9 protein-coding genes are annotated in these 11187 nt (G+C 68.3%); 4 read left to right on the top strand and 5 right to left on the bottom strand.

Annotated features, from left to right (window positions below):
• Positions 1 to 12: 12 nt before the first annotated feature.
• Genes OG474_RS45520 through OG474_RS45505 form a run of 4 tightly spaced genes read right to left on the bottom strand, consistent with a single transcriptional unit; the run spans position 13 to position 4462 of the window.
• Complete coding sequence (locus tag OG474_RS45520) at positions 13 to 1368, bottom strand: glycosyltransferase (protein ID WP_405059943.1); 1356 nt, start codon at positions 1366 to 1368, stop codon at positions 13 to 15.
• Entirely contained in the window at positions 1365 to 2051 is a 687-nt protein-coding gene (locus OG474_RS45515; RefSeq protein WP_405059942.1) for a hypothetical protein, read from the bottom strand. The genes OG474_RS45520 and OG474_RS45515 overlap by 4 nt, the downstream gene beginning before the upstream one ends.
• Positions 2048 to 3274 carry a hypothetical protein gene (locus tag OG474_RS45510; protein WP_405059941.1) on the bottom strand — a complete coding sequence of 409 codons (1227 nt, stop codon included), beginning with the start codon at positions 3272 to 3274 and terminating at the stop codon, positions 2048 to 2050. The genes OG474_RS45515 and OG474_RS45510 overlap by 4 nt, the downstream gene beginning before the upstream one ends.
• An 18-nt stretch (positions 3275 to 3292) precedes the next feature.
• Positions 3293 to 4462, bottom strand: coding sequence for a nucleotidyltransferase family protein (locus OG474_RS45505; protein WP_405059940.1), 1170 nt, complete (start codon positions 4460 to 4462; stop codon positions 3293 to 3295).
• 292 nt (positions 4463 to 4754) lie between these two features.
• Between OG474_RS45505 and OG474_RS45500 the strand changes: the two genes are divergently transcribed.
• Together OG474_RS45500 and OG474_RS45495 are read left to right on the top strand one after the other, a co-directional pair.
• Positions 4755 to 6620 (top strand): ABC transporter ATP-binding protein, encoded by a 1866-nt coding sequence (locus tag OG474_RS45500; protein ID WP_405059939.1) that lies wholly within the window; start codon positions 4755 to 4757, stop codon positions 6618 to 6620.
• Positions 6617 to 8386, top strand: a complete 1770-nt coding sequence (locus OG474_RS45495) for an ABC transporter ATP-binding protein (RefSeq protein ID WP_405059938.1) — start codon at positions 6617 to 6619, stop codon at positions 8384 to 8386. The genes OG474_RS45500 and OG474_RS45495 overlap by 4 nt, the downstream gene beginning before the upstream one ends.
• Positions 8387 to 8394: 8 nt before the next feature.
• Here OG474_RS45495 and OG474_RS45490 read toward each other — a convergent pair whose 3' ends face one another.
• Positions 8395 to 9546, bottom strand: coding sequence for an NAD(P)/FAD-dependent oxidoreductase (locus tag OG474_RS45490; RefSeq protein ID WP_405059937.1), 1152 nt, complete (start codon positions 9544 to 9546; stop codon positions 8395 to 8397).
• A 266-nt stretch (positions 9547 to 9812) separates the two neighbouring features.
• Between OG474_RS45490 and OG474_RS45485 the strand changes: the two genes are divergently transcribed.
• The gene (locus OG474_RS45485; protein ID WP_405059936.1) at positions 9813 to 10121 is read left to right on the top strand and encodes a SidA/IucD/PvdA family monooxygenase; all 309 of its coding nucleotides are present in this window, start codon (positions 9813 to 9815) and stop codon (positions 10119 to 10121) included.
• Complete coding sequence (locus OG474_RS45480; RefSeq protein ID WP_405064683.1) at positions 10048 to 11175, top strand: SidA/IucD/PvdA family monooxygenase; 1128 nt, start codon at positions 10048 to 10050, stop codon at positions 11173 to 11175. The genes OG474_RS45485 and OG474_RS45480 overlap by 74 nt, the downstream gene beginning before the upstream one ends.
• Positions 11176 to 11187: the final 12 nt, after the last annotated feature.

The following is an 11187-nucleotide window of genomic DNA, read 5'->3' as shown; positions in this document are numbered from 1 at the left end:
TCGTGCTCACTCCTACGATCCGGGAACATCGGGCACGAGCTGGGAATCGAGATCTTCGCGAACTGCCTTGGCCTTCTGCCGATCGAGCAGCCCCACCCTGGCCGCGACTGCCAGGGCCGGACCGATCGGTGCGAGCACGAGCTGGAACACTGCCGCCGCGAGGGCTTCGCGGACCGGCCGACGGTGATCGGCCGTGCACAACCGCCAGAGCTGGACCTGTCCGGCGTACAGGGCTGCTGTCCAGCCGACGATCGCGAGCAGGAACAGCAGTGGGGGAGCGGTGACGGCCAGACAGATCAGCGCGGCCAGGACGAGCGTCGGACCGCCGAGCCAGCACGCGGACAGCCAGGTCCGGTAGGCGAGTGCGGAAAGCCTGCGCCGCTCGGCGCCGGGAGCAATCTGGCGCGCGAAAGCACCCAACCGCCTGTACTGCGTCGCTCCGGTGAACCAGGTCCGAGCTTGGTTGAAGTAGACCGGCCAGCTCAACGGCGATTCGTTCTGCTCGATCGAGGCCACCGGAGCTACCGTCACGCCCGCACAGTGGTACCCGATGGTCAGGGCGATGTCCTCGCACCAAGTCTGCTCCGGGAAGCCGCCGTGCTCCAGAAGGGTGCCGCTGGCAACGAAAAGGCCGTGGCCGCTCAGTGGCGCGTACCGCCACGAGGAGGGCCGTCGCTCCTTCGCACGGAGCCGGGACAGCTCGACACCGATGGAGAAGGCGGACTGGTAGACGCCGGCGGCTCGCCGTACCAGGTCGGAGAAGGACCATCCGAGAGCAGCGAAGGTGCGCAGGTGGGTGGTCGGTTGCTGCAGCGCTTGCGGCGGTTCCTGACCAGCGGCTGTCCCGCGCTGTACCGCGACCGCGAGCTGCTGGAGGGCGTCGGGCGCCGGATAGGCGTCGGCCGGAATGACTCCGACGTACGGATCGTCGGTGAGCCAGCCCTGTTCGGCGGCCCAGTGGAGGCCCGCGTTGAGCTGGATCGCCATCGAAGGATTTGCCGCATCACAACGGAGGTGGGCGACGGCTGACCCGGGCAGTGCCTGGACCAGCCGGCTGACCTGATCGTCGGCGACGGCGGCCGTCGTCGGGCGGCCATCGGGTGGTTCGGGCTCTGCGGTCGACGAGACGAACAGGATCCGGAGTTTCTCCGGGGGACAGCGGACTGCAATCAGCCTGTCGGTCAGCTCCGGCAGCCGGAGCTGTTCTTCGTAGGCAGGGATCAGGAGCAGGACGGGGGGTGGCTCGAGGGCGCCGCTGCGTTGGTCGTCCAGCCAGCGCAAGTTCGACCGGACTGACCGCCACCTGGCGATATTGACGAGACAACTCGCCCCGACGGTCGCCGCGGCCAGCACGGGGATGATCGTCATGAGCTTCGCCTGGCGGAGTACTGGATGTTCTGTAGGCGCTCGGGCAGAGCCTCGAGCGCCGCCGCGACCGGCCCGGCCGCTGCTGCGGGGGTGGTGCGCACCGCGAGCAGGATCTGGTCGGCCAGTACGGCGGCCGGGCGGTCGGTCTCCGCGACGACGAGGCAGGACGGCCCGACCAGGTCGGCCCAGGCTTCGTAGAAGTCGAGTTGGCGTTGCAGCATCCGATCCTCCATCCAGTAGTCGTCGAGCGGGATCGGACGCTGCGCATTGCGCGCGCTCAAGAGGCCCGCGGGGCGGCTCAGATAGACGAAGGTGCCGGGCATCCGCAACGTGCCGCTTCGGACCGCGCCGGCCAGCTCCCCGCACAGTTCGCCGAAGGCGGCGGCGCCGAACCGGCCCGAGTAGCCGTAGGCGATCGCGAGCGTGGACAGAGCTGATCGGTCCATCACGCAGTCGGTGTCCTGACGCCACCGCGTCCCCAGTAGCGCCGAGCGGGCCAGTTCGGCCAGCACGCAGTAGCGTTCGTTGGCCCGGGCCGACACGGCATCGACCGGAAAGGGCGGGAAGATCGTGAACAGGTCGCCGGCGTCGGGCAGGACCTGCAGTCCCCGCCGGGCCAGCTCGGCCACCACCGTGCTCTTGCCGGCGTTGGACGGTCCGTCGATGCTGAAGGTCAGCCTCATCGTGACTCCGCGGAGATCGGCCGCAGTTCGTCGGTGGAGAAGAAGAGCGCCAGCTCCCGCGCCGCCGTTCGTGGATCGCCGGCGGCGTGGATCCCGTTGTGCAAGGCGTCGGTCGACACCGACTCCCGCAGTACGTCGACCAGCTTCTCGACCGTCCGGCAGGTCCCGGCGGGACCGGCCACGGCGATCGCCATCGCCGTCCGCCCGAGATGGACGTCCCTGATGCCGGGGAGCAGGTTGGCGATCCCCGGCCGGTCGTAGATGGCGTCGACGGTCGAGGCGTCCAGCCGTACCGTCCGGACGGCCCGGACCTCGGTGACCTGCTCGAGTTCGGTCAGGATCGCACCCACGCGGCGATCGCCGAGGATCGACGGGCGGAGCATCACCAGGCTCAACTCGTCCTCATGGTCCGGCTCGTCGGCCTCCGTGGCGCTGTCGGCGGCGACCAGATCGTCCGCCGCGGCCGCGCAGTCGCACCGGGTCGCGGTCGCCGCGAGAGCCTCGACAGTGGCCAGGAGCAGGCGGCCGACCTCGGGGCTGAGATCGGAGACCGCGACGGCGTGGTCAGCGCGGTTGACCTTGCCGGACGTCAACCCGGCGCCGAGGTTGGCCACCACTGCGATCGAGGCGAGACAGAGACCCGCCTCGCGTGCCAGTACCACCTCGGGCAGTCCGGTCATCCCGACCACGTCGCCGCCGAGGCGCCGGTACATCTCCACCTCTGCCCGCGTTTCGTACCGGGGGCCGTCGACGCCGACATAACATCCGCCGTGCCGGACGTGCGGCGCCGATCCGGCGGCGGCGCGGACCGCGGAGCGCAGCGTGGGACAGTACGGATCGGTGACATCGACGTTCGCGAAGCCACGTCCGGTGCCGAACGAAGTGGTGATCCTGGTGCGGGTGAAATCGAGGAACTGGTCCAGGACCACGAAGGAGCCGACGCCGATCGCCCGGTGCAACGAGCCGACCACAGAGGTGGTCAGGATCTTGGTCGCACCGAGTTGGCGTACCGCCGTGATCAGCGCGCGATAGGGGACGAGGTGCGGCGCGACACCGGAGCGCCCTGCCGAGCGGGTCAGATAGACGAGGCGGTGGTCGCCGATCCGGGTTGTCAGCACCGGCCAGGGACCGAAGCTGGTCGGCGCCTCGGCGGCCTGCCAGTCCGTGGCCAGGTCGTCCGGCCGGATGGTGTGGCTGCCGATCACCGCGATGGTTTCACTCATCGAGGATCCTCGCTCGCTTCAGTAGGTGGCGGCGGACGTGGAGCACCGGGTGAACAGCGCCATCCGGTCCCGGCTGTGCAGGCGCTCCCGCATCGAACCGGTCCAGGTGAGCTCGACACCGCCCAGCCCGCGAGCGCCGGCGAGCTGCTCCTCGGAGACCGTGGGCAGCTTCAGGTCGGCGGCCATCGTCGTACCGAAGATGCGATCGGTGTGGGTGAGAACCCAGCCCAGCAAGGCTGGAAGGTTGTAGCGTTCGATCACTCCGGGCAGGGTGGCCAGGAGATCGGCCGAATACCGGGACCACAGCCGGAGCAGATCGGCGAACTTGTAGAGCATGTCCTTGCCGCGCTCGACGGACTCCTGGAACCACGCCTCGCGGTAGAGGTGCAACGCGGTGAACAGGAACTGGTACGCCGGGTTGAGCGTCGGCAGCTCGACCTCGCCCCCGAGGGCCGGGATATCGACGAGCTCGGCGAGGGCCTCGTCCTGATCGAGTTGCTGTTCGCTGGCAGACCAGGTGACCGAACAGGCGACGTCGACCGCGATGGCGCCGGCGCCGTCGGCGTCCAGCTTGAGGAAGTGCGGCAGATGATCGGGACTGAGCCGGTACATCGCCAGTGTCCGCTTCGGCAGCGGCCGGATCCGGTCCTCACGCCATTCGTAGATCCCGTTGACGAATCCGGCTTCCGTCATCAGCCGGCGCACGTCGGCCCGGTGCCGCGGGTGGATCATCAGGTCGACGTCCATCATCTTGCGACAGCCGTGGCCGCCGTAGATCGTCTGCTCCAGGGCGACACCCTTGGTGACCGCGACTCTGATCCCGGCTGCGCGCAGACCGGAACAGAGCGTGGCGGCGACCCTGGCCAGGGTCGCATTGCGGCGCCGGTTCGCCAGCAGTACGCCGACGAGCTCACCGCGCAACTGATGCAGAACACAGCCGGCGATCTCCTCGTCGGCCATGACGTAGGCGAGCATCGGCAGCATCCGGTGCCGCATGGCTTGTTCGACGAGCTGGCCCTCGTCGATGCCTGCTCGCAGGAGCTGCAGGAACATGTCCCTGCGCTCGCCCCGGAGCCGTCCCGGACAGAGCAGCTCCAGCATCGCCCACTCCGGGCCCAGTTCCAGCGATGGCAGGCGTGCGCCGGTCATGCCGCGGCCGCGGCCTGGTGGGCCGCGCGAGTGGGGCATGGCGAAGCTGATGCAGACATCGGAGTCCTCCTGGAGACGCAGCTCAGCGCGGCGGCTGGAGCATTCGACGGCTCGCTGCGGAGGGGATGTGCGGCCTCAGCAGGAACCCTGCGACGGCGCCGACGTGGAGGCGGTAGCGCCTGACCTGGAGCTTCTGGCAGTAACCCTAGGTTCACCTTCCGTAAACCGTCAACAAATCTGCAGCTTGCTGCAAAAACTTTGCTCGACACGGTATTCGAGTAGCAACATGGCCGATTTCTGGTTCGATGAGAGTCCCGACCCCGGGAGGGATATGACCGCGTCGTCCGCCCCGATGTCCTTGGTCCTCGATCGTCTTCGCCTGCTTCGGCTGCTCGCCTATCGGCCCTGGGCGGCTGGTCTGCTGGTGGCCGGAAACGCTGTGACAGCAGTGATTCCGACCGCGATGGCCGCGGCGAGCGGCTGGTTGGTGGCGTTGCTGACCGAGCAGACCAAAGGTGCCGCGTCGACGGCCGCGGTGGTCCCCGCCCTGGTGCTGATCTCCGCCCTGCTGGCCATGGACGAGATCGTGGTGGCGGCGCTGCGCGCCGGACAGGACTACGTGGCCGGACAGATCGACGGTGCGGTCCGCCGCGAGGTCCGGGCGCTGGCCATGGCGCCGGCGTACAGCGAACACCTGGAGGATCCGGCGTTCGCCGACAACGCGTCGCGAGCCTCGGATATCGGTCAGGACCGAGTGCGATCGCCGGGTACGGCGGCGACCGGCCAGCTCGTGCTGGTGTTCCGGATGGTGTCCGCGCTGATCGCCACCTGGTATGTCTGCAGGTTCTCCGTGCCACTCGGCATCGGACTGCTGGTCGTCTCGCTGACCGGGCGTGCGATCGTGCGGCGCCAATGGATCGGTCTGAGCGCGCTCGGCGACACCCGGGAATGGGCCCGGCGCCGGCTCGAGTACTGGACGGACCTGGCCACCGAACCGGCCGCGGGCAAGGAGATCCGGCTGTTCGGGCTCGGAGCCTGGGTCGTGCGGCGACGGACGCAGGCCGCGCGGGACTGGCTGGAACCCCTGTGGGAAGCGGCCTTGACCGTATTGCGGCGGCAGGGTCCGACAGTTTCGCTGGCCTATCTCGCGGCAGCGGCCGCGCTCGTCGTTCCGGGACTCGCAGCGCTGAACGGGCGGCTCGAGACATCACAGCTGGTCTCGGTCTTCGTGGCGGCCTGGGGCGTGATGCGGATCGCCGCGATGGGTCACGAGGCGTTCGACATCGAGTACGGGTTGGGGGCGGTCCGCGCCTTCGACCGCATCCGCGAGGAGTTCCCGGCACCGGCACCGGCACCGGCGCCGCGGCCGGCCGGTAGTTTGCCGTCGCGGCCTTCCGGAGGGACCGCGCTGCGGATCGAGGAGCTCGGGTTCAGCTATCCCGGCGCGACCAGGCCTGCCTTGTCCGGGATCGATCTCCGTCTCGAGTCCGGGCAGGTGCTCGCCGTGGTCGGCCACAACGGCGCGGGCAAGACCACGTTGATCAAGGTGCTCGCCGGGCTCTACCGGCCGACCGAGGGCCGGCTGGTCGCCGACGACCGCGTGATCGACGAAACGACGGTGCGGGAGTGGCGGCAGCGGGTGGCGGTGCTGTTCCAGGACTTCAACCGCTACCCGATGACCGCCCGGCAGAACATCACGCTCGCCGCACCCGAGTACGCCGGTGACGCGGCCGGCGTCGAGCAGGCAGTGCGACGCGCCGGTGCCCAGTCACTGATCGACGACCTGCCGAACGGACTCGAGACGGTCCTCGGACGGCAGTGGGCGAACGGCAGCGAGTTGTCCGGGGGGCAGTGGCAACGCGTGGCGATCGCCCGGGCGGTGTTCGCCGCCCATCACGGCCGGCGGTTCGTCGTACTGGATGAACCGACCGCGCACCTCGACGTGGAGGCCGAGACCCAGTTCTACCAAGAGGTGATCGGGGCAGTGGCCGGCGTCGCGACCGTGATCCTGATCTCGCACCGGCTCTCGACGACCCGGGCCGCGGACCGGATCGTGCTGCTGGAGAGAGGCCGGATCCGGGAGGACGGCGACCATGAATCGCTGCTGCGGGCCGGCGGGCGGTACGCGGAGCTCTTCACCCTGCAGGCAGCACAGTTCGCGGCGACGGCGGGCGAGAAGTCAGGGGACGGTCGATGAAGGCGCTGATGGCAACGGTTCGGCATGTGCTCGGCCTCGCCTGGGTGGCGGATCGCAAGGTGGTGCTGCTGATCGGCGTCCTGATCGCGGCCCAGGCAGGGAACGTCGCCGTGATCGGCTTGAGCCAACGGTGGATCGTGGATTCCTCGGACGGTGGAACCGTTCGGCGGATTGTGCTGGCCGGTCTGCTCGGCGCGGCGGCCCACGCCGTACAGGCGGCCGGCAACCGGGTTCGGACCAACTACTCCAGTGTGCTGACCGATCGGATCGATCTGCAGCTCAACCAGGAGGTGCTGGGCGCGGCGACGACGCTGGCCACTCTCGAGCACCTCGAACGCAGCGAGTACCTCAACCGCCTGTCGATGCTTCGCCGGCACACCAAGGCCCTGGCCGGCTCGTGCTGGGCAATGGCCGAATCGCTGGCGTTGACGATCTCGGTCGGTCTGTCCGCGTGGCTGCTGGCTGGGATTCATCCCGCCCTGCTTGTGCTGCTGGCGTTGGCGATCCCGCCGCTGTGGTCGGCCCGGGTCGCGCAGGCGAGAGTGGGACGTGCGCGGGAGCGCACCGCGGAGCACCAGCGCAACGAAGAGTCCCTGCACCGGCTCTTCCTGGATCCCAGGACCGGCCAGGAGGTCTTCCTGTCCGGAGGTGGTGACGTGATCGGTGCGGCCGCCGATCGCAGCCGGCAGTACGTCGTCAGCGCGGTTCTGCGGGCCCGGATCGGTGCCCTCGGCATCAGTCTCGCCGGATGGCTGCTCTATGCGGCCGGATACGTGCTGGCGCTGCTTCTGGTGGCGCATCTGGTCGCGACTTCGGCGGCCACCTTGGGTGATCTCGTGTTGCTGATCAGCGTGGGGACGTCGCTCCGGTTCGACATCCGCGGTGTCGTGAACGCGTTCACGCAGGTGATCGACGCCGGGCATGCGACCACGCAGTACCGATGGCTTCGTGACTACGCGGCCCGGCAGCCACGCTCCGGAGAGGTTGCCGCGCCCGACCGGCTGGTCACCGGGATCTCGCTGCGGGGCGTCGGATTCCGCTACCCGGGCTCGGATCGCGAGATCCTGCGGTCGGTCGACCTCGACGTACCGGCTGGGGCGACGCTTGCCGTGGTGGGTGCGAACGGCGCCGGGAAGACCACGCTGACCAAGCTGCTGACCGGCATGTACCGGCCGACGAGTGGAACGGTCGTTGTCGACGGCAACGATCTGAACGCGTTGGATCTGGAGGCGTGGCGCGCCCGCAACACCGGCGCCTTCCAGGACTTCGTCCAGTTCCAGTTGCCCGTGCGCGAGGCGGTCGGCATCGGCCGGCTGGAGTCGGTCGACGACGCGGCCGCCGTACAGAGGGCACTGCGGCTCGCGGGCGCCGACGAGTTCGTCGCGGACCTGCCCCAAGGGGCCGACACCCAACTCGGCAGGGTCCACGGCGGGAGCGAACTCTCGCACGGTCAGTGGCAGCGACTCGCGCTGGCTCGATCAGCGATGCGCGAGGACGCGTTGCTGGTGATCCTCGACGAACCCACCGCCGCACTTGACCCGCAGGCCGAGCACGACCTGTATGGCCGCTATGCCGAAATGGCCGGCGGAGACGATGGGCGGATCACGGTCCTCGTGTCGCACCGCTTTTCGACGGTCCGGATGGCCGACCTCATCGTTGTGCTCTCCGACGGCGGCATCGTTGAGCAGGGCACCCACGAGGAGCTCCTGACCGCGGCGGGCCTGTACGCCAGGATGTACCGAACCCAGGCGGCCTCCTACGCCTGATCCGAAGGCTAGGCGCGGTAGCGGGCTGTGGCTTGGCGGCGGAGGGCTTCGGGGGAGGATCCGGCGAAGCGGGCGGGGGCGAGGGAGGCGATGGTGGACGGTTCGCCGAACATCTGTGCCACCAGGGCCTTCGCGGCGCCGGCTGCGTGGGTGACCCAGATTGCTTCGGCTGACCAGAGGCCGTCGAGCTGACCGAGGGGGCCGAGGAGTGGCGCCTTGTCGGGGGTGATGGAGAGGACGCCGCCGAGGTGTTCGTTTGGGCTCCAGCGGTGTTCGGCGGGTAGCAGGTTCAGGGCGGCGGTGACTGCGTCGTCCAAGTCACCGCCGGGCCATGGCAGCTCGGCTCGGTGCGTCAGGTCGTGCGCGATCAAGGGTGCGTGGTTGGAGGTTCCCAGGCCGTAGCGGGTGCCGTCGTCGCGTGTGTAGACATTGTGTTCGGGCCAGCGGATGAGAGGTGAGGGTTGCCTGGTCGCGGCATGCGCGGCGCTGTAGATGTAGGCATGTACGACGGGGACCAGCGGCAGGTCGACTCCGGCGAGGGCCGAGACTGCAGGGCCCCAGATACCGCAGGCGATTACCACGTCGTCCGCCTGTAGCTGCTCGTCCCCGACTTGTACGCCGACGATGCGTTCGCCTCGGATCTCGATCGCGGTGACCGGGTTGCCGAACACGAAGCGGGCCCCCGCGGCCGCGGCTCGTTCGGCCAGGGCGGCCGTGATGACCTTGGCGTGGGCCGCGCCGTCCCAAGGCAAGTGAAGTGCAGCCTCGATGCCCTGGTGAGGGACCATGCGTGGTGCCAGCGCTGCGGCGTCGGCGGGATCGATCAGTATTGCTGGAATGCCGGCGGCAACGGCGGCTTCTGCGCGGGCGGCCAGTCGCTCGGCGCCGGTAGGGCTTGTCGCGAGCTCCACCGCTCCCAGCGGGTCGAACCCTGACTGCAACTTCTGGTAGATCTCCACGCTCGCCAGGGCCAACTCGACGAGAGTCGGTTCGTCGCTCAGGATCCCGACGAACCCGGGCGCATGGCCGGTCGAGCCCGGAAGCGTGTCCGGGCCGCGCTGGTCGACCACGGTGACCGCGCACCCTGGTCGCCGGCTGAGCTGCTCGGCGATCGCCGTACCGACGATTCCCGCACCGAGTACTACGACCTGCCTTGTCATGACTCTCCCATCCGCTCGTTGCCGTGGAGCCGCGCCACCCTACGTGGGTAGTGTCAAGATTTGTCAATTTGTCGCGGCGCGCCTCGAACAGCCGTTTAATTGCAGCTTCCGGCAAACCTTTCAGGCTGCGTCAAATATCTTGACTTCGATCAGCACAGAACGTAATGTCCCGGTGACGTCCAGGTCGCCGTGCGCTTCGTGATGCCCTGGGTGTGAATATTCATTTCCATATGGGGGAAGGTAGTTCACGTGAGGCGTGCAGCTACATGCGTCATTTCGATGGCATTTTCGCGGGGTTGCCGGTGACCGGTCCGGCGGCGGTTGGAATCGGTGCGCAGGAGATCTTCGACACCGTCGGCGTCGGGTTCGGCCCGGCCAACATCGCCCTGGCGGTGGCGCACGCGGAGTGTTCGAGCCCGCGGTCGCTGGCCTTCGTCGAGGCGAATGACGGGCCGGCCTGGCAGGCCGGGATGATCATCGACGGTTCGGACATCCAGCACAATCCACTCCGGGACTTTCATCACGCCCAAGAATCCCTGCAGCCCGTACGGATTCCTGAGCTATCTGAAGAGTGAAGACCGGTTGTTCCACTTCCTGAACCTCGACGCGCCCTACCCGCCGCGGTCGGACTTCGCCCGCTACGTCAACTGGGTGGCGGATCAGTTCAAGGATCAGACGCACTACTCCGAGGCGGTCTCCGCGATCTCCTTGTGCGACGATCCGGCGGCGCCGTCGGGCCGCCGGTTGGTCCGGGTCGACACCGGATCCCGATCGCTGTGGGCGCGGTCCCTGTCGTTCGCCCCGGGCCGGTCGAAGAACATTCCGGAGATCTTCCAGCCGCTGCTCGGTGACAATGTGTTCCATTTCACCGAATACACCGGCCGCCGGGATCAATGGCAGGCCGGAAATGCGCCGACGTCGGTGGCGGTCATCGGTTCCAGCCAGAGCTCGGTCGAAATTATCCTCGACCTGCGCGGCAGCCTGCCGGGCACCAAGACGCACAGTGTCTTCCGGAAATTCAGCTACGTCCTGAAAGACACCAGCCCGTTCACCGAGGACCTGCTTTTCCCGAAATTCACCGACTACTTCTACAACTCCTCGCCGGAGTCGAAGCAGCAGCTGACCGAGCAGGTCCTGCGGAGCAACTACGGCTCCGTCGACGAGGACGTTCTGAAGGAGCTGTACTTCGTCCTCTACGAGAACAAGGTGCGCGGCGACACGTCGATCATGGTGCACAACAACCGGCAGGTCGTCGCGGCGACCCGTCGCGGTGCCGGTGTCGAGCTCGTGCTGCGGGACCAGCACACCGGCGACGTGGAGACGATCCTGGTCGACGCCGTCATCCTCGCGACCGGCTTCCGGAACTTCGGGCCCGCGGAGAACGAAGAGCTCTGCCATCCGCTGCTGCGCGACATCGCCGACTCGTACGAGAAGAACGAGGACGGAACGCTGCGGGTGACCCGCAGCTACCAGGCGGTTCCGCGGGACGAACTCCGGGACCCGCCACTGGTTCTCAACGGCTTGTGCGAGTCCTCGCACGGCCTCGGCGACGCCGGTTCGTTCAGCTTGCTGTCCTTTCGCGCCTTCGACATCGAGCGTGCCCTCGCCGCACAGCTCAGCTCGACCTGATTCTGGAGTGTC

It is taken from the genome of Kribbella sp. NBC_01505 (genome assembly GCF_045040285.1).
Classification (GTDB): domain Bacteria; phylum Actinomycetota; class Actinomycetes; order Propionibacteriales; family Kribbellaceae; genus Kribbella.
This window is presented reverse-complemented; position numbering and strand designations above follow the sequence as displayed.